The sequence below is a fragment of the Pseudomonas rubra genome (assembly GCF_028656935.1).
GTDB lineage: Bacteria > Pseudomonadota > Gammaproteobacteria > Pseudomonadales > Pseudomonadaceae > Aquipseudomonas > Aquipseudomonas rubra.
This window is the reverse complement of the sequence record NZ_JAMDGZ010000027.1, coordinates 67407-92834: the sequence shown is the minus strand read 5'-3', so window position 1 is coordinate 92834 and position 25428 is coordinate 67407. Positions and strand designations below refer to the sequence as shown.

Below are 25428 nucleotides of genomic sequence, written 5' to 3'. Positions count from 1 at the left end.
TCCTGTACTGCGTGTGACCTGAAAGCCGCTGTCGCGATACTATCGAGTTCGGCACCTGACACACGTCAGAACATTCAAGGAAGCAAGGTATGCACATCAGCCAAGGACAGCGGTTGCCGTTGTCAAACCTCATCCAGGGCCATGCCCTGTCACTTACGGTCAACATCCAGTCCCCGCGCACCATTGATCTTGCCTGTTTCGGCGTAGACGCCCAGGGCAAGCTCTCGGATGATCGTTACATGATCTTCTTCAATCAGCCGGACTCTCCCTGCGCCAGTGTGAAACTGCTAGGGGCCGGTGAATTCAAGATGAACCTGACGGCTCTGCCCGCCTCGATCGATCGCCTGGTGTTCACTGCCGCCATCGATGGCGCCGGCAGCATGCGCGATATCCAGACAGGCAGTTTTACCCTCAAGGATGCGTCCGGCCAGCCTGTTGCCACCTGTCCGTTCGACGGCGGTGCCTTTGTCGAAGAGAAAGCCATCATGCTCGCGGACATTTACCGCAAGGATGGCCAGTGGCGCCTGGCGTCCAATCTGCAGGGTTTCAACCAGGGCCTGGCGGCATTGGTCAGGCACTTCGGCGGCGAAGTTGCTGACGAGCCAGTGGCGGCTACGGCCCCTGCCCCGGTGCAGGCCAGCCTCTCGCTGGAGAAGAAAGTCGCGGCCGCTGCCCCGCACCTGGTCAGTTTGGCGAAAAAAGCCCAGGTCAGCCTGGCGAAAGCCAAGCTCGAACAGGTCAAGGCACGTGTCGCACTGGTGCTGGATGCCTCGGGCTCAATGAATGGCCAGTATTCCAAAGGTCGGGTCCAGGAAGTGGTCAATCGGTTGCTACCGCTTGCCGTGCATTTCGATGACGATGGCTGCATCGATTGCTGGGCCTTCGGTGCCAAGCCGCAAAAGCTCTCGGAGATCACCCTGGCCAACCACCAGGACTTCATCAACAGCGACAACGATGGCTGGCGCAAGTGGAACCTGGGCAGCCGCATCAATGATGAGCCCAAGGTCATGGAGCACCTGATTCGCCATTATCAGCAGTCGGGCGACCGTACACCGGTTTACGTTTTGTTCATCAGCGACGGTGGCGTGCACGAGAATCGCAAGATCACCAAACTGATGATCGAGGCCGCCAAGCTGCCGATCTTCTGGCAGTTCGTCGGTATTGGCGGGCACGGTTACGGGATCCTGGAAAAACTCGACGACATGAGCGGACGGGTGGTCGACAACTGCAGTTTCTTTGCCCTGGATGACCTGCACGATATTTCCGAAGAGACGCTCTACGACCAGTTGATGGAGGAATTCCCAAGCTGGTTGAAAGAGGCCGGCGCCAAAGGAATCATCGCCTAACCAGGACACCATGTGGTGCAACAAAAAGCCCCGGCACAGGCCGGGGCTTTTTTTCACCCTTGCGGGTTAGCCGATGCTCACACCGTGAGCTTCTGCCAGAGGCTTGAGGCCGCCGGCGAAGCCTTGGCCGATGGCCTTGAACTTGAACTCTTCGCCATTGCGATACAGTTCACCGAAGATCATTGCGGTTTCGGTCGAAGCATCTTCAGACAGGTCGTAACGCGCCAGTTCCTTGCCATCAGCCTTGTTGATGACGCGAATGTAGGCGTTGGACACTTGGCCGAAGGACTGCTTGCGGCTTTCGGCATCGTGGATGGTGACTGCGAAGACCAGTTTCTTCACATCGGCAGCCAGGCTGGTCAACTTGACGTTGGCCTGCTCGTCGTCACCTTCGCCCTGACCGGAGCGGTTGTCGCCCAGGTGCTCGACCGAACCGTCGGCGGAAAGCTTGTTGTTGTAGAAAATGAAGCTGCTGTCGTTCAGCACCTTGCCATTTTCACCAACGATGAAAATCGAGGCATCCAGGTCGAACTCGGTACCGTCGGTGACACGTGGATCCCAGCCCAGGCCGACGATGACTTCACTCAGACCCGGGGCCTCTTTGGACAGCGAGACGTTTCCGCCTTTGGACAGACTTACAGCCATTGCGATATTCCTTGATCAGGTAGGTGTAGGGGCAATCAGAAATTCATACCGTAGTTATTGGCCAGGGCGCGCAGGCCGCCGGCATACCCTTCACCAACGGCGCGGAACTTCCACTCGCCGTTGCTGCGATACAGTTCGGCGAAGATCATCGCGGTCTGGGTCGACGCATCTTCGGCCAGGTCGTAGCGGACAACTTCAGCACCGGTCACTTCGTTAACGACTCGAATGAACGAACCGCCAACCTGACCGAAGTTCTGCTTGCGCGCGTCGGCATCGTGGATGGTCACGGTGAAGGCAATCTTGTCAATGTCGGCCGGTACGCGGCTGAGGTCGACCTTGATCACTTCATCATCACCATCGCCAGCACCGGTGCGGTTGTCACCGGTGTGCTCGACCGAGCCATCAACGCTCTTGAGCTGGTTGTAGAAAATGAAATCAGCTTCGCCGCGGACTTTACCGTTGGCGCCCAGCAGGAAGGCGCTAGCGTCCAGATCGAACTCGGTGCCGTCAGTGGCGCGCGGATCCCAACCCAGGCCTACCAGGATCTTGGTCAGGCTCGGGTCTGTTTTCGACAACGACAGGTTGCCGCCTTTGCTAAGAGTCAGTGCCATGGATACAACTCCTTGTGGTTGGTGCTACTGATTACGAGTTTTCGCTTTGCGCATCTTCTTTTTCAGGGAAGAGCACGCTGGCCAGGATGCCGATGACCAGTACGGTCATGACGATCAGCAGGCTGGTGTTCGGAGAAATGCTGATACCGTGGTGGAACAGGTGGTCGGTAGCATTGAGGCCCAGCTTGGCAGCAATGAAGAACAGCAGGACGATCACCGCCTTCTCCAGATGAACCAGGTAGCGCTTCAAGGCTTCGAGCACGAAGTACAATGTGCGCAGGCCAAGAATGGCGAACAGCATGGCCGAATAGACGATCAGCGGCTCACGGCTCACGGCAATCACGGCAGGGACAGAGTCGAAGGCGAACAGCACGTCCGACACTTCCACCACGACCAGGCACAGGAACAGCGGCGTGGCAAAGATCCCGCCCTTGGCAGCCAGGCTCAAGCCCTTGTTCTCGGGCTTCTGCACTTCAATTTCAAGCTTCTTGCGGCTGACGAAGAAGTTGTGGCCGTACAGTTTCGGCCAGACCGGGAAGAGTTTTTTCGCAAAGCGATAGGCGATGTGCTGGGAATAGTCCTCTTCACCTTCGTCATCACCGCCGCTTCTGAGCATCATCACCGCGGTCCAGGCCACAATCAGGGCAAAGATGATTTCAACCCACGGACCGAAGGCCAAAAGCCCGGTACCGATCGCCACGAATACACCGCGAAAGACGATCGCGCCGATGATGCCCCAGTACAGGATGCGATGACGCAGCCCGTCCGGCACCTTGAACCAGGCAAAGATCGCCATGAACACGAACAGGTTGTCGACGCTCAGGACTTTTTCCAGGGCATAGCCGGTGACGAACAGGCTGGCAACCTCTGCGCCGTGCTGAACGTAGAGGAAACCGGCAAAAGCCAGAGAGATCGCCACCCAGAACACCGACCAGATCGAGGCGCGGGTCAGGGTGATAGGCTTGTCGTCGCGATGGGTGACCATGTCCAGCAGCAGGGCGGCGAGCGCCAAGCCGACGAAGACCCCTATGGTCAGCGGAGGGAAGCCGATTTGAGTTTCCACGTGAGCAGTCCTTAGAGTTCGAAATCAGCCGGGTTCAAGCCCAGCTCCAGGCAGATCAGGCGGCAGGCCGCCTTTTCCTTGTCATCAAAATCGCCATCGGAGGCGCCAATGGCACAGGCCACCCGCACCAGCAGGCGCGCTTCGCCATCCTTGCTCTTGATCTTGCTGATGTTCTTCAAGGCTTCGGCCTGCCCGATGTTGAAATCGAACTCGAACTTGCCGCAGGCGTCATTGAATTCCTGAATGACCTCCATCAGGTTGAAGACCTTCAACTCCGGAGAGTTGTTGATGAAGCCCGTCATCTTCATCTTCTCGGCCGAGGAAACTTCACCATCGGCAGCCGAAATCAGCGCACAGGCGTTGGCGGTAGCGACCATGAAGGTACGGTTTTTGTACTTGGCGACTTCTGTCGTCAGTGATTCGCGTGCTTTCGCCGCGTTTGTCTTCAGCCATTCGAGCATCATATCCCCTTGATTAACGGGATCTTTCGATCCCGCTTGAACGTAGTTGTCATTTGGATCCGGCAGTCCACTGCATGCCCCAGTGGTACGCCTTGTCCATTTCCCGGTGACGCGAGTGGAAGTCGACCCGGCGGCTGACCTTGACCGCACCATTGTCGTTTTCCAGCATGGCGATTGCGCACATGCCCTGACTGCCGCCCTCCTCATTGAGTCGGACTTCGATCTCGGGCTGGCCCGGGACGAAGATCGTCACCACACCATCGGTGGCCCGCCAATTGGGCGCGCCGTCGTAAATGAAGGCGAAAATCAGGATGCGGCGGATGTCGCTCCACTTGCGGCCATTGATGTGCAACCACTCGCCACCGGCCACAGAGCCCGTACGGTCATCACCCATCAGCTGGATGTAGGGCGGGTAGTCCAGTTCGCCGAAGCAGTTGCCCAGAGCCTGGACCACACCCTTCTCACCATCCTGCAACTCGTACAGGCAGCCGACGTCCAGGTCGATCGAGCTGTTGCGGCTGAAAAAGCCACCGCTCTTGCCCCGGTTCCAGTTCAGGTTCACCTTGATCTCGCCAAAGCCCGCAGCGGTCTTTTCGAGGCTGATGCTCGAACGGGTCTTGTCGAGGGTGACCTTGCTCAGGTTGATCGACGGTTTTGCTGGCGCTGGCGCCGTCGGCGCAGGTGGTGGCGGCGCCTGAACAGGAGCCGCTGCCGGGCTGGCTGCCGGCGCGGCCACGTCAACGCCAAAGTGCTTGGCCAGTGGCTCCAGGCCGCCGGCAAAGCCCTGGGCTACGCAGCGGAACTTCCAGGCGCCCTGACGTCGGTAGAACTCACCGAGGATCAGCGCCGTTTCGTTCATTCCCCCCGTGGGGATCTGCGCGTCCAGGCCACCGCTGACCGACAACGACAAAGTCGATACCTTGTCGAAGCTGGCCTTGTTGTCGTAAATGGTCGCTGTCAGCGCGACTTTCTCGACGAGCGGGTCCATACGGCCCAGGTCCAGGCTGAACAGCGCACGCCCCACCGAGGCTTCGGTCAGCTGTACAGCACCGCCCAGTACGCTGGTCTGGCCGTAGAAGCACATGTCGTCATCACCACGGACCTTGCCCGTAGCGGTCAGGACGAAGGCAGACACATCGATGTCGATGCCGGGAATCGGCGAGTAATTGATCTCGATCCGCAGTTGGCCGGTGGCAACCGGCGCATTACCGCCAGGTACCAGGGCTGTCATGGGCGTATCGCCTGAACAGCCAGGTTGACCAGGTCATCGGCAGTACGGCCATTGGTGGACTGACCGATGGCCTTGAATTCCCAACCGCCTGCTGAACGGGTCAGGCAGGCCATGACCACACCGGTGTGGCCGCCCTTCTCACGCAGGTTGAAACGCGCCAGCTCATTGTTGTTGGACTGCTTGAGGATACGGCAGTAGGCATTTTCGACCTTGTCGAAGGTCTGGCCGCGGAAGCTGTTCACGGTGAACACCAGGTACTTGACCTCGCTCGGCAGGCGCTGCAGGTCGACCTTGATGCTCTCGTCATCACCCTCACCTTCACCGGTGAGGTTGTCGCCGGAATGCTGGATCGAACCATCCCGAGACTTGAGCTGACGGAACCAGACCAGGTCGATGGGCTGCAAGTCGCCATTGAGAACGATGCAGGATGCATCAAGATCGATTTCGTCGTTGCTGCCAAGCAATTTTCCGAAGAAACCACCGGCTTTCACCGGGTCCCAGCCCAGGCCCAGGCTGATGGCGGTCAGACCGCTACCAGCAGTTTTCTCCAGGGAAATGCTTTGGTTCTTACTGAGGGTCAGTGCCATGATTACGCTCCTTGTTGATCTTCAGTTTTGCTCTGTGAGGCAGCTGCCGTTCTGACTGCCGGCTGCTGACCTGTTGTGCTTGAGCGCAGCGGGCTGCGCCGCCATGCCGGATGAAAATGACGCCAATGGGCGTCCTGCGCTGCCGCCAGCAACTCACGATCACCCCGCGTGTCGCCCCAGGCCCGCAGGCGGTACTGGCTCAACGACCCATAGACGGCCTCCAGGCGCAGTACCTTGTTCTCGCAACGGCAGTTGTTGCCAACGATCCGGCCACTCAGGCGCCCGTCGATGACTTCCAGCTCAGTGCCGATCAACTGGATGCCCAGGCGCTCGGCAAAGGGCTTTAACACCAGGGCCGGCGATGCGGAGCAGAGGGTGACCTGGGCTCCCGATTCGCGCTCGGCAGCAACCGCCAGCAGCCCCGCAGGACGCATCAACCGAGGCCAGGCGAGCTCATGGAACTGCTCGGCCTTGCGCGCAACCCACTGCACCTCGACGCCGGTCAAGAAGGTGCTGATCAGTTGCGCCTTGAGCTCGTCGCGGCTCACGCCCCGGGCCACATAGCGCAGGCTCGGCAGCGTCAGGCGCAGCAAGCGGCGGGTGAACTCACGCTTGCCGAAAGCAAACTTGAGGAAGGGAATGAAGCTGTCATGACGAGTCAGGGTGCCGTCGAAATCGAACACCGACAGCACCTTGGCTCCTTCAGGCCCCATGGCCAGCATGTCCTGACTCATCGCATCGCCTCGGCCAGGCGCATCGGCTGTTCAGCGCCTGCTGCATCCGCAGGCTTGACCCCATGCCACTTGGCGCGCTCAAGAATGTTGAGAGCCCATTTGAAATGGGTGGCCGGTTCACACATGGCATCGTTGTGGCGGAACACCGCCGGCGCCACGTCGTTGACGATCAACTTGGCGCTGTTGAGGTCGTCCAGGCTGACCCGCAGGGTTTCCTGGATGATGCTGATCTGACAAGGATGAATCGCAGTCTTGCCCACCAGCCCGTGGGCGATGTCCAGTTCCAGCTCTTCGCGCAGCAAATCAGGTGACTCCAGCTGCTCGCAAACCGGTGCCGTCAGGGCAAAACCCTGGGCGCCCATAATCCCGGCAAGCATCGGAATCACGTAACTCATCGGCGTGTTGTACAACGTTGTCAGCGGATTGCGCCGCAGCCCGAGGCACCCCATCAGGTCGTTGCCGCCAATGCGCAGGGCAATGATGCGCTGGTCGAGGTTAGCCTTCAGCGCCTGCCCCAGTTCCACCATGGCACCTGGGTTGTAGACATCAGCGGTTTCCAGGGTCGGCATGAGGAACAGCTGCGGGTTGGTCACCGCATGCTCCCAGGCCGTAAGGTTGTGCAGGGTCAGCTTGGGCACGACGAAGCCGTCGACGTGCTTCATCAGCGCCCAATCGTTGAGCCGCGTCGCCATTGCCGCATCACGCGGACGAACGAACAGCAGCGGACCAGCCTGCGGTCGCCCACCTTGCTGATCGATGGCCTGAAGCAGCAACTGCAGGTTGCTAAGCGCGGTTTCGACATCGATTTCGGCAACCGCGTCTTCCAGGCAGACCACCAGCGAACGAAGCTCTGCCAGCTTGCGGCCATAAACAACGTCGAGGATGTCACTGCGGGTGGCCGGCATGTAGAGGGTTGCCCCGAGGGCGAACGGAGAAATCTCTTTCATCAGTTCACGCTCCGGATAATGGTCACAGCACGGTACGGCCCAAGATCGCTACCGACCTCCTCCACGCTCACCCCGGCACGCTCGGTGAGGTGCATCAGCAACTGCACGTCACTGTCGCTACGGTCTCTGACCAGCACGTGATCCGGAACCCGGCGCAGCACCGCGCGCGTGGCCTCGGCAATCCCGGGCTTGACCCGGTTCATGTTGGTAATCGCAAAACGCTTGGCCAGGGTAGAAACCACCGACTGCGCGGCATGCTGCAATGCATGCTGCTGCTCGCGGGTCCATGGAGTCGCTGGATGAACGCTGCCGAGCAGGCGGCGCTGGGCCTCGATCTGGTCAACGAAATCGCGGGTCACGTCGTGCTCATGCAGGTGGTTATAGACCACACAACCATGCAGCCCGCCCTGGGCTGGCCAGATGGAGCGAGAAACCAGGCCGGAGACGGTGGCACCGAGAATGCCGGAGGGAATCACCCAGTCATCGGCCGATGCGGCCAGCCAGGCACGCCCACAAGGGTCGGCAAGCACCACCAGGCGTGGTTGCTGGGGGAATCGACGATCAGCGCCCAGAGCGCGTTCGAGCTCGCCGGAAATCGCGCCCTTGCCGGTCCAGCCATCGACGAAAACGATGTTCTGGGCACCATGCGCCTGAATGATCGCTTCCAGCGCCACGCTGTCAATGCCCCGGTCACGGACAATACTCACCCCATAGTGGTGGGCGTCGCGTCCTTTCTCCACCAGTGCCCGGCGCAGCAGCACGCCCAGCGGCAAGCCGGCGCGCACGAAGGACACCAGGGCAATGCTCGGGCCGGTGAACGCAGCATCCAGGGCCAGGGCCAGCGCCTGGACATCGTTGGCCATGCGCTGGCCGTTCTGCTCAAGCGCGCGGGCATAGAGGCTCTTGTGCACAGCAGAAGGCGCATGCTCCTGACTGATCATTTCGGAGTAGTGTTTCTGGTTGGTCTGGATCAGCCGCTCCTTTTCCTCGACCTCGGTAGCCTCCATACGCACCGGCTGCAGGAGAAAATGCACGTCGCCGGCGGCGTAGCTACCGCTACCTACCGTGTCCAGGGCGCTCAAGAGCTCAGACATGAATCAACCCTTCCACAGCCTTGGCCAACTGGCTGCGAGCCGGTGTGGCCCAGAAATCACAGTCGGCCATGAAACCCAGGTCGGTGATGCTGTCACCAAAGCCCAGCACCGGGCGTTCGCCATGGGCCAGACGATCGCGACGCAACCACTCCTGCACGGCCACGCGCTTGCTCAGCCCCTCAGGCAGGAATGCCAGATTGTTGCCATTGCCGTGAATGTGCATGCCCTCGACAAGGCCGCGCGCCTGAACTTCAGCCAGCACCGCAGACAGCACCTGGTCATTGGACTCGTTATGTTTGGTGACCACGTAATGACGTAGGCCCTCTTCTTCCACAACCCAGCCACGAAGAGAAATGCCCATCGCCTCACCAATCGCCAAGGTGACCTCGCTCAAGGCCGGCAGACGTTCCTGAAAGGCGCAAAGCGTATCGCTCATGCGCGCATTCCAGGCTGGGTCGAGCGTGCCGTCAACGCCCAGTATCACCCCGCCATGGGAACAGATCGCGCCCTGAGTGAAGGGCAACTGCACGCGACTGTAGGCCTCGACACTGCGGGCGGTGACCGGCACTACGTCCGTTGTAGCCAGTAGCCAGTTGACCAGCGACAGCTGAGTCGGATTCATGTAGCCATTGGGTTGGCCATGAACATCCGCCGTTGCCGGGAAACGGGGTGCGTCGGCAGCCATTTTGCGGGCAGTTTGGAACAGGGTATCGTCAAGGTCGACGAATACCAGGGGACGTTTATTGCCCATCGACGATGACCTCAGCCTTCAGGGTTTGCACCAGTGATGCAGGCACTGCCTGTGCTGGGGTTTCGCTACAAATCAGTACGCGGTCGAATTGCCCGGGCTTCACGTTGTAGATGAAGTTGGGAATGCCCAGACCGTAGTTATCGGAGAACGACAGCGCATGGTCGATAGCATGACCAAGGGCGATCGGTGAACGGCTGGTGGAACTGAAATGCACATCCGCACCCGCTCGTTCAAGTCGTTCGGCCAGCAGAAACGGACGCCAGACAAACTCGCTGGTACCGATGACGATGATCTTCTCCCCAGGCTTGACCTGCAGGTCTGGCGCCAGGGTGTCGTCCACCGAGCGCACACCAAGACGCCCCCAGTCATTGGCAGAGGACAAAGGCCATTCGCCGACCGACACCGTGCCGACATCCGGCATCTGTGGCAGTGGCGCCGAGCTGTCTTCGTGGAAGCGATAGGAACCCTTTACCAGCGAAACCTGCGTTGCGGACTCGCCGATGCACTCGCTGACAGCGCCGGCAGACCAGTCGGTGAGCACGCAGGTGACCACCCGTTCGATCTTCGACAGTCCGGCATCGACCAAAGCGCGGTGCAGATTGACAAAGGTCTTGCCGGTCGAGGCTTCATCATCGACCAGCACCAGCGAACGGGCGTTGAGCATCAGCTCGCGTACGTCGGGGTCGACCGGCAAGTGAATCAGGTGGGCGCTGGCATGGCTGTGCTCTTCTTCGAAGCGGGTGAACAGCTCAGTGCCAACCGGGTGACGGGTGCTGACCAGGTACATCGAATCAGCCCGGGTTGCGCTGTAGGCGCGGTGGACACCGGCTCCCAGGCCCACGGCCGTTTCGGCCATGCCGATCACCAGTACCGGGCCTGGAAGATCGGCGGGGATCTGCGCGGCCAGGCTGTCGAAACTTGCCGCCATCAGCGACGGACGCACCGGAATATGGCGGCCCAGAACCTTCGAGACGAAGAGGAATGCGCGCTTTGGATTACGTCGCTCGGCGAACCCGAACAGCGACTCGGGCGCAAGCATGGCCTCGTCGACTTCGACTTCAAGCAGCCCGCGCATGAGTGTGGCGCTAAGGGATGTGGGTACTACTTTACATTCCATGAACTATTCCTAAATTGGCGCGAGGTCGAAGACCGGGCGCCTATTCCCTTGGTTTCAAATCAACGTGCGGTTACGGGTTGCGTGCCTCGACTCGCCAAAGGGATTGTTGTGCTTCACGGGCCATTTCAGCGGTGCTGAACAACCTGCCGGAGGGCGTACGGGATACCGGGATGCCACAGGCATCGAGAAAGGCCAGGGCGAGCCCGGCCTTCACGGCAAAATTCATGTTCTGAGCGTCGGGAACGGTGGAAGTGACCATGCCGACCACGGCCCCGGTTCCATCAAATAGAGGGCTGCCACTGGAGCCAGGCTGAATTGGCGCAGTGAACTGCAGCAGGCTGGCGTCGTTGTGCAGCCCGAACAGCGCTGACACACCACCCTGGGTAACGTGAACGCCACCACCGGCCAGGCCAGCAAGCGGAAACCCGAGCGCCACGACATTTTCACCAAGGTCACAGCCTTGGCCGTCCTTGAAGGACACCGGCTTGAATGCCGGCGCGCCTTGCACGCGCAGAATCGCGAGATCGTTGCGCCGGTCGACCACGACGGGCTCGGCACGGTGACGCCCCTCAAACGAGGCTATATGGATTTCCTGCATGTCTTCGATGACATGCGCGCAAGTCAGCAGGTGGGTCGAGGAAACAGCAAAGCCGGTGCCCGTGCTACCACTACCAGGCGCCGAACGATGAGGCGCATTGGGCCGTCGATGCGGGTGGGCGTCATCGATGTTCACCCCCAGGCGCCGGCCAAGGGCGGCAAGCCCGTAGGCCGAGCCTTCGGCCAGTGCACGAAACTTCCACTGCTGATGGCGGCAGTAGAACTCACCAATGATGATCGCAGACTCACCGTGTTCGCCCAGCTCGAGGCTGAAGTCGAGCTGTTCGTCGAGTTGCAGGCGCAACGAACGCAGCGCGCTCACCGGCCCGGCAGCAGAGAAGCTGTAGACAATCAGCAAGACCCGGTCTGCACCGGCAGGAAGCTTGGCCAGATTAAGGTCGCAGCGAACCTTCTCCTGGTTGCCTTTCCACTCCATCCAGTCCTGGGTTTGGTGAAACAGCGCAGGCTCGCCTTTGGGCTGACGTTTCTCGTCAACCGCAAGCAAGGCAACAGCTGCGTACTCGCCAAACGACTGCGTGCCACTGCATTCCAGCGACCAGGCGCATTGTGTGCCCGATAAAGCCGAATTCGCCCCTGGTGCCAGCACGATCATCCCTTTTTTTCTCCCTGTATCGTTACCCAGAATTCCTTTGGGCACGATGGTATCAAATATGCTGTGTCAACTTAACATCATGATGCTACTGGCACGGCTACGGTAACGGCCTTGATCCGAACGCCCGCACGCCAGTTTGCGACCGGTTCAGGCAGCCCCAAGCGCCGCGCGGCAAAAATACCGGGCAGATTGATGCCGGTTTCGCGGGTATAGCCAATACCGCCCGAGTAGCGCGGATTGATTTCCAGCAAATGGGGGGTCCCCGCCGCGTCATCCCGAGTCTGGACATTGACCAGACCATCGCACTGAAAATGCGCTGCCGCTTTCAGGGCAAGTGCTACTGCCGGGGAGTCGATTTCGAAGGTCTGATGCAGGCCCTGCTTGCGCCGCCCGACATACGCGACCGCAAGTCCGGCCTCGCAGACCATGTCGATCGAACATTCACTACCGGGCATATAGGGCATCACCAGCAGCGCCGGGCGCTCTGCCTCGGTACTGTAAGCCTGCAGATATGTGTCGAAATTCACTTCCCGGGAGTCGGGATTGGCAAAACAGCGAAACGCATCGGCCTGAGGCTTGAAGCGCCAGAAACCTTGTCCATAGATACCCACGGCCGGCTTCACACATACTTCACCCAGAGCGCTGAGGGCTTCGTAGGCACTGCTCAGCTCCTGGGCGCTGGTAACAGTGATCGCCGGGATACAGGCCAGGCCTGCGCGCTGCGCCTCAGCGGTGAACTTGCTCTTGTCGTCGACCAGCTCGAAGGTGCGCGGCGACATGCCACCGGTGACCAACTGCAGGTTCTCGGCCTCGAAGCGCTCACGGAAAGCCTCGAAGGCACTGCCGCCCCGGCCCACCAAGATGACCTTGATGCCCTGCTCCCGAGCCGTGGCGATGACCCAGTCAAGCCGCTCCTGGTCATCGCTTGGCTCACGCAGGCTGACATCTGCCAGCCCGGTGATTTCCGGGCGGTCCTGACGGTGCGAGGCGAATATCCGGATTTCAGGTGCAAGCGCTTCACGAGCGCCCAGAATGATGTCCCTTTGGCTGGACTGCCCCTCGAGAAACCAGATCACATTTCATCCTTAAATAGTTACCCGGCCGCGGGTGAAGCCCGTGACGGGGACAGCAGTCATTGCGGGGGAAGCGTTGACGCGACCTGATGGTACGTATCAACGGGAAACTGTGGCGATATATTACTCAAGCAATGACATTTGGTCTGCGCAGACTGCAAGACAATTTGAAACCATATGTACGAATCTTTGCAGATTGCCAATATTGTGAACTGTGCACCACCTTGCCTGAAAAGTAGCAAGCAGCAGAAACGAAAAAGCCCGCGACCTTTGCAGGACGCGGGCTTTCTCTTACAGCGTATGGTGGGTCGTGTAGGATTCGAACCTACGACCAATTGGTTAAAAGCCAACTGCTCTACCAACTGAGCTAACGACCCGTTGGATGGCGCGTATAATACTGATTTCTAACAGGAAATCAACACCCCATCGCAAAATAATTTAAAAATATCGGGTCGGGTCCTCTACACCGGCGGCTTTGAAGCCGTCAGCACGCAGGCGGCAGCTGTCGCATTTACCGCAAGCACGGCCTTCATCGTCGGCCTGATAGCAGGAAACCGTCAGGCTGTAGTCAACGCCGCGAGCCATACCAGCCTGGACGATCTGCGCCTTGCTCATGTTCTGCAGCGGTGCCTGGATGCGGAAGCCGTTGCCTTCGACGCCGGCCTTGGTGGCCAGGTTGGCCATGCGCTCGAAGGCCTCGACGAACTCCGGACGGCAGTCCGGGTAACCGGAGTAATCCACCGCATTGACGCCGATAAAGATATCGCGAGCTTCAAGCACCTCTGCCCAGCCCAGGGCCAGGGACAGAAACACGGTGTTGCGCGCCGGCACATAAGTTACCGGGATGCCTTCGCTCGGCGCCTCGGGCACATCGATGCTGCTGTCAGTCAGGGCCGAGCCACCGATACCGTCCAGGTTCAGGCCAATGACCTTGTGCTCGACCACGCCCTGGTCGCGGGCCACCCGCGCCGCAGCGTTGAGCTCGGCACGGTGGCGCTGGCCATAGTCGAAGCTCATGGTATAGCAGCTGTAGCCTTCGGCCTTGGCCATGGCGACGACGGTGGCCGAGTCCAGGCCCCCGGAAAGCAGAATTACCGCACGTTTGTCTGTCATTGCATCACTCCTGTCAGCGTCCCGGCTCGTCATTCCACAGCAGCTTGTGCAACTGCATCTGAAAGCGAACCGGCAAATTATCGGCCACGATCCAGTCGGCCAGGTCCGTGGCACTCACTTGGTGGTGGCTCGGCGAGAACAATACTTCACCCGCACGCCTTTCCAGGCCGTACTGAATGAGTTTGGACACCGCCCAATCGTAGTCTTCACGGGAACAGATAACGAACTTGACCTGATCGTTGCGGGTCAGCAGTTCGATGTTCTCGTAACGGTTGCGGTGCACTTCCTCGGAGCCCGGGGTTTTCAGGTCGACCACACGGCTGACCCGGGTGTCGACCTTGGAAATATCCAGAGCACCACTGGTCTCCAACGAAACGTCGTAACCGGCGTCACACAGCTGCTTGAGCAAAGCAATGGCATTGGGCTGGGCCAGCGGCTCACCGCCGGTGACACAGACATAGCGCGGACGGAATCCGGCGACCTGTTCGAGGATCGAATCGAGGGTGCGAATGCTGCCGCCGCTGAAGGCGTATTCGCTGTCGCAGTACTGGCAACGCAACGGGCAGCCAGTCAGGCGAACGAATACCGTGGGCAGCCCAGCGGTACGCGTTTCACCCTGCAAAGAGTAAAAAACTTCGGTGATGCGTAATGTGTCTTGCATAGTCGCCACGGGCGTAACAGCTAAACAGGCTGTCCGCCTCCGTCAGGCACCGCTGCAAACCCGTCATCGCGTAGTTCGCAGCAGCGTGTTTCATAAAAGGGCGATGATTCTAACGAAAAAACCCGCGACGAGCGCGGGTTTCTTTTAAAGCAAGTGCTTTAGAGCTTTTGCAGGTCGCGCTGGGCCAGTTGCGCAGCCGAGGTACCCGGGTACTGGGTGACCACCTGCTGGAGAATGCCCTTGACCCGGTCGGTATGACCCAGGCGACGCTCGACATCGGCCAGCTTGTACAGCGAATCCGGCACTTTGTTGTGCTTGGGATACAACTGGCTGACCTTGGCGAAGGCCTGCCCTGCGCCTTGCAGGTCACCCTTGGCCAGGTTGACTTCACCGAGCCAGTACTGGGCGTTGCCGGCGTACTGGCTGTTCGGGTACTTGCGCAGGAAGGCGTTGAACGCCTGGCTGGCCTTGTCGAAATCCTTGGCTTTGATCAGGTCGAAAGCAGCGTCGTAGTAGAGCTTCTCTTTCGCCGGATCGCCAGGTTCGCTGCTGGCGGCAGGCTGTTGGCCAGTGGCTGCGCCCGCGGCGGCGCCTGCAGCAGCACCGGCAGCGGCTTCGCCACCGGCTGGGGAATTGGTAGGAGTGGCGGCAGGTGCAACACCGCTTCCAATACGCCGATCCAGGTCCTGGTAACGCTCCAGGCTCTCCTGTTTCATGCGTGACACATCATTTTGCAACTCTTCAATGATGCCTTGTTGACGCGCAATCTGCTCCTGCATTTGCTGCAGTTGCATGAACAGCTGGCCCTGTGCCGAGGCAGGGGCCGTAACCCCTCCCCCGGCATAGGCGCCGTTCGTACCATAACCCGCGGGCGGATAGCTGCTTGCGCCGCTATAGCCTGCGTTGTCATCAACAACAGGAACCTCAGCCCAGGCCATGAGAGGCAGGGTGAGAGCCAGGACGGTTACAGCACGACGGCACGTTCGCATATCGAATTACTTACGCAGTTCGACGCGACGGTTCTGAGCCCAGGACTGCTCGTCGTTACCGGTAGCAACTGGACGCTCTTCGCCGTAGGAAACCAGTTCCAGCTGGGCAGGAGAAACGCCTTGCAGTACCAGGTAGCGTTGAACGGCTTTCGCACGACGCTCGCCCAGAGCCATGTTGTATTCGCGAGTACCACGCTCGTCGGTGTTACCTTCCAGCACGACGCGAGCGCCGTTGCCTTTCAGGTCCTTGGCATGAACGTCCAGAGCGCGCATGGCTTCTGGCTTCAGGTCCGAGCTGTCGTATTCGAAGTAGAAGGTGGTGATTGCGCGCAGAGCAGCTTCTTCGCTCAGGCTGCCGTCAACAGCGCCAGTGTTGGCACCGTAGCCAGCGTTAGGGTCGACTTGGCCTTGGCCAGCGTCGTCACCGCCTTTGGAGGAGCAACCTACAGCTACGGCCATGGCCAGAGCCAGCGCAGCAAACTTACCAAACTTCAGCATTTCCATCGTGAAACTCCTAATGAACCCCAGTGTGTTAAGTACAACGTAAAGCGCCGCGTCAGTTCAGGTAAGGGGACCAGGACGGTTCTCTGACTTCGCCTTGAGCGGTAGGAAGCGGGAGCCTCACGCGTCCGTTGAGAGACACGAGCATCAAGACTCCCCGGCCCTGCTGGCGGGTGGCGTAGATTAGCATGGTGCCGTTGGGCGCAACAGTGGGTGACTCATCAAGACTTGTCTCGGAGAGAATCTTTACACTGCCGCGCTGCAAATCTTGTGCAGCCACTTTGAAGTTGGTGAAACCTTGTTGGCGATGAATCATCACCAGGGTCTTTTCATCCGCCGACAGTTTAGGGTTGGCGTTGTAGTTACCCACAAAAGTTACCCGCTCTGCACCACCGCCGGAAACATTGGTTTTGTAGATCTGTGGTTTGCCACCGCGGTCGGAGGTGAAGTAGATGGTCGAGCCATCTTTACCCCAGAACGGTTCGGTGTTGATACCCGGGCCTGCAGTCACACGCGACAGCTGGCGCGACCCCATGTTCATCACGTAGATGTCCGGGTTGCCGTCCTTGGACAGCACGAACGCCAGGCGCGAACCATCCGGCGACCAGGCTGGCGCACCGTTGAGGCCTTCAAAGTTGGTGATCTGCTCACGGCGACCGGTATCGATGTGCTGAACAAAGATGCGCGGACGCTTCTGCTCGAACGACACATAGGCAATGCGCTTGCCATCGGGTGCAAAACGCGGCGACAGGATCGGCTCACGCGATTGCAGCAGGGTTACCGCCCGGGCACCGTCGTAGTCCGAACGCTGCAGGGTGTAACGGGTGTTGTTGGTCGAGAAGCGCTCGGCAGTCACGTAGAGCATGCGGGTGGAGAACGCACCCTTGATGCCGGTGAGCTTCTCGAACGACTGGTCAGCGATGTAGTGGGACATGTCGCGCAGTTGATCGACACTGCCCGAGACGCTGCCGGTCAGCACTTGCTGCTCGGTGGCGACGTTGAACAGGGCGTACTGCACCTGCAGGCGACCGCCCGAAGGGACGATGCTGCCGACCATGATGTACTGGGCACCCAGGGCTTTCCAGTCACGGAAGATCACTTCGCTGGCCTGGCTTGGCTGGCTGATCATGTTCTGCCGCGGGATGGGCGAGTAATAACCGGAGTTGCGCAGGTCATTACCAATGATGTCAGCCATGTCTTCGGGCAGCACGCTGCCGCCCTGCAGACCGAACGGCACGACGGCGATCGGCGTGGCGCGATCGCTGCCGCTGGTGACCAGAATGTTCTTTTCATCTGCTACGGCCAACCCTGCTGCGCAGCAGAGAACGACCAGCAGTCCTCGAAGAAGGTTAATCACAAGGCTAGATCCTCAGGTGTGAATGTCATCTTGAATGAACGATAGGGATTGAATTCGCTCGGTTTCAAGCCCTGCATTTCGGTTAAACGACCAATGTTCTTGACCGCTGCAACAGCCGAGCTGTCAAACGGACCATCGCCACTGGAGCGGGCTACGCTCACCGAGGTAATGGTGCCATCGGGCAACATGCCGATCTGCAGGACCACCGTCATGTTCTTGCGCGCAGAAGGCGGACGTGCCCAGCCTTCGGCTGCACGTGCACGAATCAGATCGTCGAAGTCGCCGGCTACCTGATCACCCTGCTCGTCAGCCAGGGCCTGCTGCCGTTCGGTGGTATCGGACAGAAGCTCGGCCAGGGCCTGGGCTTTCTTGTCTTCCGCCGCCTTGCGGGCTGCATCCTGAGCCTTCTTCTTGGCCGCATCTGCCGCAGCTTTCTTCTTGGCGTCTTCAGCGGCTTTCTTCTTCGCCTCTTCAGCCGTTGCTTTTTTCTTGGCATCCTCGGCCGCCTTCTTCTTGGCGTCCTCGGCTGCTTTTTTCTTGGCCTCTTCAGCCGCCTGCTTCTTGGCTTCTTCGTCAGCCTTTTTCTTGGCTTCCTCTTCGGCTTTTTTCTTGGCGATGTCGGCCTGTTGCTTCTCGGTGGCCTTTTTCGCCTCTTCGGCTTTCTTGGCTTCGGCGGTTTTCTTCGCTTCCTCGGCCTTCTCGGCCTGCTCGGCTTTTTTCGCTTCGGCTTCGGCGCGTGCCTCTTCGGCCTTTTGAGCCGCTTCTTCCTTCTTTTGTTCCGCAGCTTTGACTGCCTGCTGCTCGACCTTCTTCTGTTCCATCTGTTCTTCTTCGGTTTGACGCGAAGCGGTCTTCTTGGCTTCCCCGGCAATCTTTTGATTGGTCTGGGTGGTGGCCTGACTCTTGGATTTGAGCTGGTACAGGGTTGCCTGGACAATAGGCTTGGCCGGCGGCAGCTCCGGGGTCATGGCAAAACTGACGAACAGCATGCCGAACACCAGAACGTGCAGCGCAATGGCCCAGACACTGGGCCAGAAATAGCTTTCCGAGGCGGATGGCTCTCGCTGTTGCATCAGGGCGCCTCGGTAATCAGGCCAACGTTACCGACACCTGCCTTCTGCAACCCGCCCATGGCACCCATGACCGCGCCGTAGTCAACGGACTTGTCGCCACGGATGAAGACCTGGGTCTGCTTGCCCTGGTCACGTCCGGCGGCGATGATCTTGGTCACGGCGTCGGTCATTTGCGGCAAGGTCATGGCCTTGTCCATCTGCTTGTCTGTGTCGACTTCGCTGCCAAGGTTCCAGAAATAGGTCTTGTCAGCCTTGATCGAAATGGTCAGGACCTGAACGTTGTTGTCCTGCGGCAAGGCTTCGCTGGAAACCTTGGGCAGGTCGACCTTCACGCCTTGGTTGAGCATCGGTGCGGTCACCATGAAGATAACCAGCAGTACCAACATCACGTCGATGTATGGCACCACGTTCATCTCGGCGACCGGCTTGCGTTTGTGGCGAACTCGGGCCATGGGCTTTTACCTGATCACTCTTCGCTGGTGTGCACTTTACGGTGCAAGATGGCCTGGAACTCGTCGGCGAACGTGTAGTAACGGCCGATCAAGACTTCACTGCGGGCAGCGAAACGGTTGTAGGCAATAACCGCAGGGATCGCGGCAAACAGACCGATCGCGGTGGCGATCAGGGCTTCGGCAATACCCGGGGCCACGGTGGCCAGGGTCGCTTGCTGGGCCGAGGCCAGGCCGCGGAAGGAGTTCATGATGCCCCAGACGGTCCCGAACAGGCCGATGTACGGGCTGGTGGAACCGACAGTGGCGAGGAACGGCAGGCTCTGCTCAAGCTTCTCTTCCTCACGGGAGATCGCAACGCGCATGGCCCGGCCAACGCCTTCCATGACTGCGTCAGGGTCGACACCTGGCTGCTGGCGCAGACGCGAGAATTCCTTGAAGCCGGCGCGGAACACCTGCTCTACACCCGAATCCGGGTCCGGGTTGCTGCCAGCCTGACGGTACAGCTTGGACAGGTCGATACCCGACCAGAAGCGCTCTTCAAAGCTGTCCAGCGCACGACGACCGGCGCGCAGCATGGTGCTGCGCTGAAAAATCATGATCCATGACGTTACCGATGCGGCCACCAGAATCAGCATAACCAGCTGCACCACGATGCTGGCATTGCTGACCAGGCTCCACATGGAGGTATGGTCGACGACGTTAGCTTCCACGCTTAATCTCCTGCATTTGAATGAGTACCCGGGTCGCCCGCCTCGGCAAAGGCTGCACGCAGCGCTTGGGGGATGGCCCGGGGTTTGAACGTATCGGCGCGCACACAGGCCACCAGGAACTGCCCCTCACAGAGCAGCGTTGCATCTTTTTCACGCCATACCTGCTGCACGAAGCGCAGGCTGGCGCGGTTCAATTCAAGCACTTGCGCAGTAACCCGCAACTCGTCGTCCAGCCGCGCAGGCGCGTGATAGCGCGCTTCGCTGGAGTGGACCACGAACAGCAGGTTGTCCTGTGCCAGTGCCGACTGGGCAAAGCCCAGGTCACGCAACCGCTCGGTGCGGGCACGTTCCATGAATTTCAGGTAATTGACGTAATACACCACACCGCCGGCATCGGTATCTTCGTAATAGACACGACAACGATGTGCGAACGGCTCTAGCTCATTTTGCGCGCGCATACTCTAGTGCTAACTCCTCAGCTTGCCAATCCGCCCCGGCAACTGTTTTTCATCGATTATGTCGTATTGCCAGCGTGACTGAGGCATGCCCGCGAATAGGACCACAGAAATGCTGGATAAATCTGTCATTCATCGGCCTGAGCAGAAAAACCTTCGCCACCGATCGATTCGCCCAGCCGGTTGGGAATGTTCAAGCCGAAATGCAGGTAGGCGTGCCGGGTCACCACCCTGCCCCGGGGCGTGCGCATGATGTAGCCCTGCTGAATCAGATAGGGCTCGAGCACGTCCTCGATGGTGTGGCGCTCTTCGCTGATCGCGGCTGCCAGGCTGTCGACCCCGACCGGGCCACCGTCGAACTTCTCGATCATGGTCAGCAGCAGGCGCCGGTCCTGGTGGTCGAAACCACGCTCGTCGACATCCAGCAGGTTCAACGCAAGGTCGGCAACCGGCTTGGTGATGTGGCCCTTGCCGCGCACTTCGGCGTAATCGCGCACGCGCCGCAGCAGGCGGTTGGCAATCCGGGGCGTACCACGGGCCCGGCGGGCGATCTCGAAGGCGCCTTCATCCTCGATGGGCAAGCCAAGAATACCGCCGGAACGGCTGACAATGGTCGCCAGGTCATCGGTGCTGTAGAACTCCAGGCGCTGGACGATGCCGAAACGGTCACGCAGCGGATTGGTCAGCATGCCCGCGCGGGTCGTGGCGCCGACCAGAGTGAACGGCGGCAGATCGAGCTTGATCGAGCGCGCTGCCGGCCCTTCGCCGATCATGATGTCGAGCTGGAAGTCCTCCATGGCCGGGTACAACACTTCTTCGACGATCGGCGACAGACGGTGGATTTCATCGATGAACAGCACATCGTGCGGTTCAAGGTTGGTCAGCAAGGCAGCCAAATCTCCCGGACGCTCAAGGATCGGCCCCGAGGTGCTCTTGATCGAGACGCCCATTTCCTGGGCAATGATATTGGCCAAGGTGGTCTTGCCCAGCCCCGGAGGACCAAAGATCAGGGTGTGATCGAGGGATTCGTTACGCCCACGGGCCGCCTGGATGAACAGGTCCATCTGCTCACGCACCACCGGCTGGCCAATGTACTCGGCCAGGCGCAGGGGGCGGATCGCCCGGTCCTGGACCTCTTCGCGGTCGCGCCCGTTGGCGGCTATCAGTCGATCGGCTTCAATCACTTAGATCATTCCCTTCAGGCTGCGACGGATCAGTTCTTCGCTGCTCAGCCCCTTGGCATCCACGGCGGCCACCGCCTTGCTGGCTTCCTGGGGTTTGTAGCCCAAGGAAATCAGTGCGCTGACGGCATCGGCCTCAGCACTGGAGACGCTGGCAATCGGCAAAGGACCATTAGGGACCAGGGCAAACATCGCCGGCGAGGTTTCCCAGGCCTTGAAGCGATCCTTGAGCTCGACCATCAGGCGTTCGGCGGTCTTTTTACCCACCCCCGGCACCTTGACCAGGGCCGAGGCATCCTGGGCCTGGACACAGCGTACCAGTTCGTCGACCTCCAGGCCCGACATCAACGCCAGGGCCAGTTTGGGGCCGACGCCATTGAGGCGGATCAGCTCACGAAACAGCTCGCGCTCGCGCTTTTCATGGAAGCCATAAAGCAGGTGAGCATCCTCGCGCACCACCAGATGGGTGTGCAGGGTCACTGCTTCGCCGACCTTGGGCAGGCGATACAGGGTAGTCATCGGCACTTCGAGCTCATAGCCCAGGCCGTTGACATCGACAATCAGGTGCGGCGGCTGTTTTTCAGCCAGGGTGCCGCGCAAACGTCCAATCACGTTCCGATCCTTCCTCATGGGCACCGGCAAGCGACCGGTCAACCCTAACAGCAAATGCAATGGCCGATGGCATTGCCCGGGCAAAATTTGTTTCAGCAGATGATGCTATCAGAGCCGCAAGCGCCCGCTGCGGCTGCGCGCCGTACCCAGGCCGTGGGGCACCAGGCTTGAACGGGTATGGGCATGGCACAAGGCGATGGCCAGGGCGTCGGAAGCATCGATCTGTGGTTTCTGGGTCAGTTTGAGCAGGTGCATGACCATCATCTGCACCTGCTCTTTATTTGCCCCACCGCTGCCGGCAACCGCCTGCTTGACCTGGGTGGCGCTATATTCGGCGATCTCCAGGCCTTCTTCGATGGCCGCGACGATGGCCGCGCCGCGGGCCTGGCCGAGCTTGAGCGCCGAATCGGCATTGCGCGCCATGAACACCCGCTCGATACCCATGGTCACCGGACCGTGCTCGCGGATGATCTCGCGCACGCCACGAAACACTATCTGCAGGCGCTCGGGCAGCTCGCCCGCACCAGTACGGATGCACCCGGAGGCCACATACTCGCAGCCGCGCCCAGTATGGCGCACCACGCCGTAACCGGTGATGCGCGAACCGGGGTCGATGCCAAGAATCAGAGTCATACGTCTTTGCGCCATAGTAAAAACAGAAGCCGGACCGGCTCGCAGGTGCAATGCAACTGCAGGCGGATCCGGCCCCGAGTCAGTAGGAGCGGGCTTGCCCCGCGATTACGCAATACCGCCCAATCGCATCGCGAGGCAAGCTCGCTCCCACCTAAATGAACAACGTGAAACTAGCCGAGTTGCTCCATGACTTCGTCAGGAATTTCGGCGTTGGAATAGACGTTCTGCACGTCGTCCAGGTCTTCAAGCATGTCGATCAGCTTGAGCACCTTCTGCGCGCCCTCCAGGTCGAGTTCGGCACTGGTGGTCGGCTGCATGACGATTTCCGCGTCCGCAGCCTTGAAACCGGCCTCTTCCAGGGCATTGCGCACGGCATAGAAGCTGTTGAACGAGGTAAACACGTCGAACGAGCCGTCTTCGTTGCTGACCACGTCGTCGGCATCGGCTTCCATCGCCGCTTCCATCAGGGCGTCCTCGTCGACGCCAGCGGCAAAGCTGATCTGCCCCTTGCGTTCGAACAGATAAGCCACCGAGCCGTCAGTACCCAGGTTACCGCCGCACTTGCTGAAGGCATGGCGCACGGCCGCCGCAGTACGGTTGCGGTTGTCGGTCATAGCCTCGACCATCACCGCCACGCCCCCCGGGCCGTAACCTTCATAGCTGAGCTCTTCGACGTTATCGGCTTCGGCCGTGCCAGCACCACGGGCAACCGCCCGGTCGATGATGTCGCGGCTCATGTTTGCTGCCAGCGCCTTGTCCAGGGCCAGGCGCAAGCGCGGGTTGGAGGCTGGATCGCCACCGCCCTGCTTGGCGGCGACGGTCAGCTCACGAATCCACTTGGTGAAGATCTTGCCTCGCTTGGCATCCTGGCGCTCTTTGCGGTGCTTGATGTTTGCCCACTTGGAATGACCAGCCATAACGCACTCCGAATCCTTTGTAACAATGCCACGCCCCAGCCGCGCTCACGCCCGACCAGAACCTTGAAATTCATGCGCCTTAACGCAAAGGCGCATCCATTTGGATGCGCCCGGGGTCTGCTTACTCAGCCTTGGGCTGTTCGCGCAGACGGATATGCAGCTCACGCAGGGCCTTGGCATCGACCAGGCCAGGGGCCTGGGTCATGACGCACGCGGCGCTCTGGGTTTTCGGGAAGGCAATGACTTCGCGAATCGACTGGGCGCCGGTCATCAGCATCACCAGACGGTCCAGGCCGAAGGCCAGGCCACCGTGCGGCGGTGCACCGAACTTCAGGGCGTCGAGCAGGAAGCCGAATTTCTCTTCCTGTTCCGCCGCCTCGATACCCAGCAGACGGAAGACCGCCTGTTGCATCTCTTTGCGGTGGATACGGATCGAACCGCCACCCAGCTCGGTACCGTTGAGGACCATGTCGTAGGCGCGCGACAGCGCAGTGGCCGGGTTGGCCTCCAGCTCTTGCGGGCTGCATTTTGGCGCGGTGAACGGGTGGTGCAGCGCGGAGAAGCTGCCGTCGTCGTTCTCTTCGAACATCGGGAAGTCAACCACCCACATCGGGGCCCACTCGCAAGTGTGCAGGTTGAAATCGTTACCAACCTTGATCCGCAGGGCGCCCAGCGCCTCGCTGACGATCTTGGCCTTGTCGGCGCCGAAGAACACGATGTCGCCGTCGACCGCCCCAACGCGATCGAGGATCACATTGAGGTTGGCCTCAGGGATGTTCTTGACGATCGGCGACTGCAGGCCTTCGACGCCCTTGGCGCGCTCGTTGACCTTGATGTAGGCCAGGCCCTTGGCACCGTAGATGCCGACGAACTTGGTGTACTCGTCGATGCGGCTGCGCGGCATGCTCGCGCCACCTGGCACGCGCAGGGCGGCAATACGGCTCTTAGGATCGTTGGCCGGGCCGCTGAATACCTTGAATTCGACTTCCTTGAGCTGATCGGCAACGTCGACCAGTTCCAGCGGGTTACGCAGGTCCGGCTTATCGGAACCGTAGCGGCGCATGGCTTCTTCGAAGGTCATGTGCGGGAATTCGCCGAACTCCAGGTCCAGGACTTCCTTGAACAGCTTGCGGATCATGCTTTCGGTCAGGCCCATGATCTCGGACTCATCGAGGAAGCTGGTCTCGATGTCGATCTGGGTGAATTCCGGCTGACGGTCAGCGCGCAGGTCTTCGTCGCGGAAGCACTTGGCGATCTGGTAGTAACGGTCGAAGCCGGCCACCATCAGCAACTGCTTGAACAGCTGAGGCGATTGCGGCAGGGCGAAGAAGCTGCCAGCGTGGGTACGGCTCGGCACCAGGTAGTCACGCGCACCTTCAGGGGTGGCACGGGTGAGGATCGGCGTCTCGACGTCGAGGAAGCCGTTTTCATCGAGGAAGCGGCGGATGCTGGTGGTGATGCGCGAGCGCAGGCGCAGCTTCTCGGCCATCTCCGGGCGACGCAGGTCGATGAAGCGGTAGCGCAGGCGGGTTTCTTCGCCAACGTCGGAGTACTCGTTGAGCGGGAACGGCGGGGTTTCCGCTTCGTTGAGGACGGTCAGCTCGTAGCCCAGCACTTCGATGGCGCCCGAAGCCATGTTGGCGTTGACCGCGCCAGCCGGACGCGGACGCACCTTGCCGGTGATCTGCACCACGTATTCGCTGCGCACGCGATCAGCGGCGGCGAAGCTTTCTGCGCGATCCGGGTCGAAGACGACCTGGGCCATGCCTTCGCGATCACGGATATCGAGGAAAATCACCCCGCCGTGGTCGCGGCGACGATGGACCCATCCGCAAAGGGTAATTTCCTGACCTTCCAGGCTCTCGTTCAGTTGGCCGCAATAATGGCTGCGCATCATGATGGTG

The 25428-nt window shown here is 60.2% G+C and carries 28 protein-coding genes and 1 tRNA gene; 1 reads left to right on the top strand and 28 read right to left on the bottom strand.

The window, feature by feature from the left end; genetic code table 11:
• Positions 1-89 precede the first annotated feature (89 nt).
• On the top strand, positions 90-1346 hold the full coding sequence (locus M5G17_RS13905; RefSeq protein ID WP_273893476.1) for a VWA domain-containing protein: 1257 nt from the start codon (positions 90-92) through the stop codon (positions 1344-1346).
• A gap of 66 nt (positions 1347-1412) precedes the next feature.
• On the opposite strand, the gene M5G17_RS13900 is transcribed toward M5G17_RS13905, so the two are convergent.
• The 28 genes from M5G17_RS13900 to aspS all read right to left on the bottom strand — a co-directional run bounded on the left by M5G17_RS13900 (position 1413) and on the right by aspS (position 25421).
• Positions 1413-1991 (bottom strand): TerD family protein, encoded by a 579-nt coding sequence (locus M5G17_RS13900; protein ID WP_273893475.1) that lies wholly within the window; start codon positions 1989-1991, stop codon positions 1413-1415.
• Positions 1992-2026: 35 nt separating this feature from the next.
• Positions 2027-2602: a TerD family protein gene (locus M5G17_RS13895; protein WP_273893474.1), complete on the bottom strand. Its 576-nt coding sequence runs from the start codon at positions 2600-2602 to the stop codon at positions 2027-2029.
• Between the two features lie 31 nt (positions 2603-2633).
• Positions 2634-3665, bottom strand: a complete 1032-nt coding sequence (locus M5G17_RS13890; protein ID WP_273893473.1) for a TerC/Alx family metal homeostasis membrane protein — start codon at positions 3663-3665, stop codon at positions 2634-2636.
• An 11-nt stretch (positions 3666-3676) separates the two neighbouring features.
• A complete protein-coding gene (locus M5G17_RS13885; protein WP_273893472.1) occupies positions 3677-4126 on the bottom strand; it encodes a tellurite resistance TerB family protein in 450 nt (149 codons plus the stop codon).
• A gap of 49 nt (positions 4127-4175) precedes the next feature.
• On the bottom strand, positions 4176-5357 hold the full coding sequence (locus M5G17_RS13880) for a TerD family protein (RefSeq protein ID WP_273893471.1): 1182 nt from the start codon (positions 5355-5357) through the stop codon (positions 4176-4178).
• Positions 5354-5944 (bottom strand): TerD family protein, encoded by a 591-nt coding sequence (locus M5G17_RS13875; RefSeq protein ID WP_273893470.1) that lies wholly within the window; start codon positions 5942-5944, stop codon positions 5354-5356. Before M5G17_RS13875 ends, M5G17_RS13880 begins: the two co-directional genes overlap by 4 nt.
• Positions 5945-5946: 2 nt before the next feature.
• Positions 5947-6678, bottom strand: a complete 732-nt coding sequence (locus M5G17_RS13870) for an HAD family hydrolase (RefSeq protein WP_273893469.1) — start codon at positions 6676-6678, stop codon at positions 5947-5949.
• Complete coding sequence (locus M5G17_RS13865) at positions 6675-7625, bottom strand: HpcH/HpaI aldolase/citrate lyase family protein (RefSeq protein WP_273893468.1); 951 nt, start codon at positions 7623-7625, stop codon at positions 6675-6677. The genes M5G17_RS13870 and M5G17_RS13865 overlap by 4 nt, the downstream gene beginning before the upstream one ends.
• Positions 7625-8719, bottom strand: a complete 1095-nt coding sequence (locus M5G17_RS13860) for a cysteine protease StiP domain-containing protein (RefSeq protein ID WP_273893467.1) — start codon at positions 8717-8719, stop codon at positions 7625-7627. Before M5G17_RS13860 ends, M5G17_RS13865 begins: the two co-directional genes overlap by 1 nt.
• Entirely contained in the window at positions 8712-9470 is a 759-nt protein-coding gene (locus M5G17_RS13855) for an HAD family hydrolase (protein WP_273893466.1), read from the bottom strand. The genes M5G17_RS13860 and M5G17_RS13855 overlap by 8 nt, the downstream gene beginning before the upstream one ends.
• Positions 9460-10587 (bottom strand): phosphoribosyltransferase domain-containing protein, encoded by a 1128-nt coding sequence (locus M5G17_RS13850; protein ID WP_273893465.1) that lies wholly within the window; start codon positions 10585-10587, stop codon positions 9460-9462. Before M5G17_RS13850 ends, M5G17_RS13855 begins: the two co-directional genes overlap by 11 nt.
• A 70-nt stretch (positions 10588-10657) precedes the next feature.
• Positions 10658-11797 carry a trypsin-like peptidase domain-containing protein gene (locus M5G17_RS13845; protein ID WP_273893464.1) on the bottom strand — a complete coding sequence of 380 codons (1140 nt, stop codon included), beginning with the start codon at positions 11795-11797 and terminating at the stop codon, positions 10658-10660.
• Between the two features lie 77 nt (positions 11798-11874).
• The gene (locus M5G17_RS13840; RefSeq protein ID WP_273893463.1) at positions 11875-12873 is read right to left on the bottom strand and encodes an ATP-grasp domain-containing protein; all 999 of its coding nucleotides are present in this window, start codon (positions 12871-12873) and stop codon (positions 11875-11877) included.
• A 298-nt stretch (positions 12874-13171) separates the two neighbouring features.
• Positions 13172-13247, bottom strand: a tRNA-Lys gene (locus M5G17_RS13835).
• 61 nt (positions 13248-13308) lie between these two features.
• A complete protein-coding gene (queC, locus tag M5G17_RS13830) occupies positions 13309-13983 on the bottom strand; it encodes a 7-cyano-7-deazaguanine synthase QueC (RefSeq protein WP_130263539.1) in 675 nt (224 codons plus the stop codon).
• A 13-nt stretch (positions 13984-13996) separates the two neighbouring features.
• Positions 13997-14644, bottom strand: a complete 648-nt coding sequence (gene queE, locus M5G17_RS13825) for a 7-carboxy-7-deazaguanine synthase QueE (protein ID WP_273893462.1) — start codon at positions 14642-14644, stop codon at positions 13997-13999.
• Positions 14645-14802: 158 nt separating this feature from the next.
• Positions 14803-15633, bottom strand: a complete 831-nt coding sequence (ybgF, locus tag M5G17_RS13820) for a tol-pal system protein YbgF (RefSeq protein ID WP_273893461.1) — start codon at positions 15631-15633, stop codon at positions 14803-14805.
• Between the two features lie 6 nt (positions 15634-15639).
• The gene (pal, locus tag M5G17_RS13815; protein ID WP_010223188.1) at positions 15640-16137 is read right to left on the bottom strand and encodes a peptidoglycan-associated lipoprotein Pal; all 498 of its coding nucleotides are present in this window, start codon (positions 16135-16137) and stop codon (positions 15640-15642) included.
• Positions 16138-16189: 52 nt separating this feature from the next.
• On the bottom strand, positions 16190-17491 hold the full coding sequence (gene tolB, locus M5G17_RS13810; protein WP_130263536.1) for a Tol-Pal system beta propeller repeat protein TolB: 1302 nt from the start codon (positions 17489-17491) through the stop codon (positions 16190-16192).
• Entirely contained in the window at positions 17488-18564 is a 1077-nt protein-coding gene (gene tolA, locus M5G17_RS13805; RefSeq protein WP_115088304.1) for a cell envelope integrity protein TolA, read from the bottom strand. Before tolA ends, tolB begins: the two co-directional genes overlap by 4 nt.
• Positions 18564-19016: a protein TolR gene (tolR, locus tag M5G17_RS13800; RefSeq protein WP_130263534.1), complete on the bottom strand. Its 453-nt coding sequence runs from the start codon at positions 19014-19016 to the stop codon at positions 18564-18566. The genes tolA and tolR overlap by 1 nt, the downstream gene beginning before the upstream one ends.
• Positions 19017-19030: 14 nt before the next feature.
• Positions 19031-19726 (bottom strand): protein TolQ, encoded by a 696-nt coding sequence (gene tolQ, locus M5G17_RS13795; RefSeq protein ID WP_010223192.1) that lies wholly within the window; start codon positions 19724-19726, stop codon positions 19031-19033.
• 2 nt (positions 19727-19728) lie between these two features.
• Positions 19729-20184 (bottom strand): tol-pal system-associated acyl-CoA thioesterase, encoded by a 456-nt coding sequence (gene ybgC, locus M5G17_RS13790; RefSeq protein WP_045193538.1) that lies wholly within the window; start codon positions 20182-20184, stop codon positions 19729-19731.
• 125 nt (positions 20185-20309) lie between these two features.
• A complete protein-coding gene (gene ruvB, locus M5G17_RS13785) occupies positions 20310-21365 on the bottom strand; it encodes a Holliday junction branch migration DNA helicase RuvB (RefSeq protein WP_273893460.1) in 1056 nt (351 codons plus the stop codon).
• On the bottom strand, positions 21366-21974 hold the full coding sequence (gene ruvA, locus M5G17_RS13780; RefSeq protein WP_273893459.1) for a Holliday junction branch migration protein RuvA: 609 nt from the start codon (positions 21972-21974) through the stop codon (positions 21366-21368).
• Between the two features lie 108 nt (positions 21975-22082).
• Positions 22083-22607, bottom strand: a complete 525-nt coding sequence (ruvC, locus tag M5G17_RS13775; RefSeq protein ID WP_273893458.1) for a crossover junction endodeoxyribonuclease RuvC — start codon at positions 22605-22607, stop codon at positions 22083-22085.
• Between the two features lie 170 nt (positions 22608-22777).
• Positions 22778-23524, bottom strand: a complete 747-nt coding sequence (locus M5G17_RS13770; RefSeq protein WP_273893457.1) for a YebC/PmpR family DNA-binding transcriptional regulator — start codon at positions 23522-23524, stop codon at positions 22778-22780.
• A 121-nt stretch (positions 23525-23645) separates the two neighbouring features.
• On the bottom strand, positions 23646-25421 hold the full coding sequence (gene aspS, locus M5G17_RS13765; protein ID WP_273893506.1) for an aspartate--tRNA ligase: 1776 nt from the start codon (positions 25419-25421) through the stop codon (positions 23646-23648).
• Positions 25422-25428 lie beyond the last annotated feature (7 nt).

Bases quoted from the DNA above. Each gene is read 5' to 3' on its own strand.
- M5G17_RS13905 (WP_273893476.1), top strand. From the start codon at position 90: ATGCACATCAGCCAAGGACAGCGGTTGCCGTTGTCAAACCTCATCCAG.
- M5G17_RS13900 (WP_273893475.1), bottom strand. From the start codon at position 1,991: ATGGCTGTAAGTCTGTCCAAAGGCGGAAACGTCTCGCTGTCCAAAGAG.
- M5G17_RS13895 (WP_273893474.1), bottom strand. From the start codon at position 2,602: ATGGCACTGACTCTTAGCAAAGGCGGCAACCTGTCGTTGTCGAAAACA.
- M5G17_RS13885 (WP_273893472.1), bottom strand. From the start codon at position 4,126: ATGCTCGAATGGCTGAAGACAAACGCGGCGAAAGCACGCGAATCACTG.
- M5G17_RS13880 (WP_273893471.1), bottom strand. From the start codon at position 5,357: ATGACAGCCCTGGTACCTGGCGGTAATGCGCCGGTTGCCACCGGCCAA.
- M5G17_RS13875 (WP_273893470.1), bottom strand. From the start codon at position 5,944: ATGGCACTGACCCTCAGTAAGAACCAAAGCATTTCCCTGGAGAAAACT.
- M5G17_RS13870 (WP_273893469.1), bottom strand. From the start codon at position 6,678: ATGAGTCAGGACATGCTGGCCATGGGGCCTGAAGGAGCCAAGGTGCTG.
- M5G17_RS13865 (WP_273893468.1), bottom strand. From the start codon at position 7,625: ATGAAAGAGATTTCTCCGTTCGCCCTCGGGGCAACCCTCTACATGCCG.
- M5G17_RS13860 (WP_273893467.1), bottom strand. From the start codon at position 8,719: ATGTCTGAGCTCTTGAGCGCCCTGGACACGGTAGGTAGCGGTAGCTAC.
- M5G17_RS13855 (WP_273893466.1), bottom strand. From the start codon at position 9,470: ATGGGCAATAAACGTCCCCTGGTATTCGTCGACCTTGACGATACCCTG.
- M5G17_RS13850 (WP_273893465.1), bottom strand. From the start codon at position 10,587: ATGGAATGTAAAGTAGTACCCACATCCCTTAGCGCCACACTCATGCGC.
- M5G17_RS13845 (WP_273893464.1), bottom strand. From the start codon at position 11,797: ATGATCGTGCTGGCACCAGGGGCGAATTCGGCTTTATCGGGCACACAA.
- queC (WP_130263539.1), bottom strand. From the start codon at position 13,983: ATGACAGACAAACGTGCGGTAATTCTGCTTTCCGGGGGCCTGGACTCG.
- queE (WP_273893462.1), bottom strand. From the start codon at position 14,644: ATGCAAGACACATTACGCATCACCGAAGTTTTTTACTCTTTGCAGGGT.
- ybgF (WP_273893461.1), bottom strand. From the start codon at position 15,633: ATGCGAACGTGCCGTCGTGCTGTAACCGTCCTGGCTCTCACCCTGCCT.
- pal (WP_010223188.1), bottom strand. From the start codon at position 16,137: ATGGAAATGCTGAAGTTTGGTAAGTTTGCTGCGCTGGCTCTGGCCATG.
- tolA (WP_115088304.1), bottom strand. From the start codon at position 18,564: ATGCAACAGCGAGAGCCATCCGCCTCGGAAAGCTATTTCTGGCCCAGT.
- tolR (WP_130263534.1), bottom strand. From the start codon at position 19,016: ATGGCCCGAGTTCGCCACAAACGCAAGCCGGTCGCCGAGATGAACGTG.
- ybgC (WP_045193538.1), bottom strand. From the start codon at position 20,184: ATGCGCGCGCAAAATGAGCTAGAGCCGTTCGCACATCGTTGTCGTGTC.
- ruvC (WP_273893458.1), bottom strand. From the start codon at position 22,607: ATGACTCTGATTCTTGGCATCGACCCCGGTTCGCGCATCACCGGTTAC.
- M5G17_RS13770 (WP_273893457.1), bottom strand. From the start codon at position 23,524: ATGGCTGGTCATTCCAAGTGGGCAAACATCAAGCACCGCAAAGAGCGC.
- aspS (WP_273893506.1), bottom strand. From the start codon at position 25,421: ATGATGCGCAGCCATTATTGCGGCCAACTGAACGAGAGCCTGGAAGGT.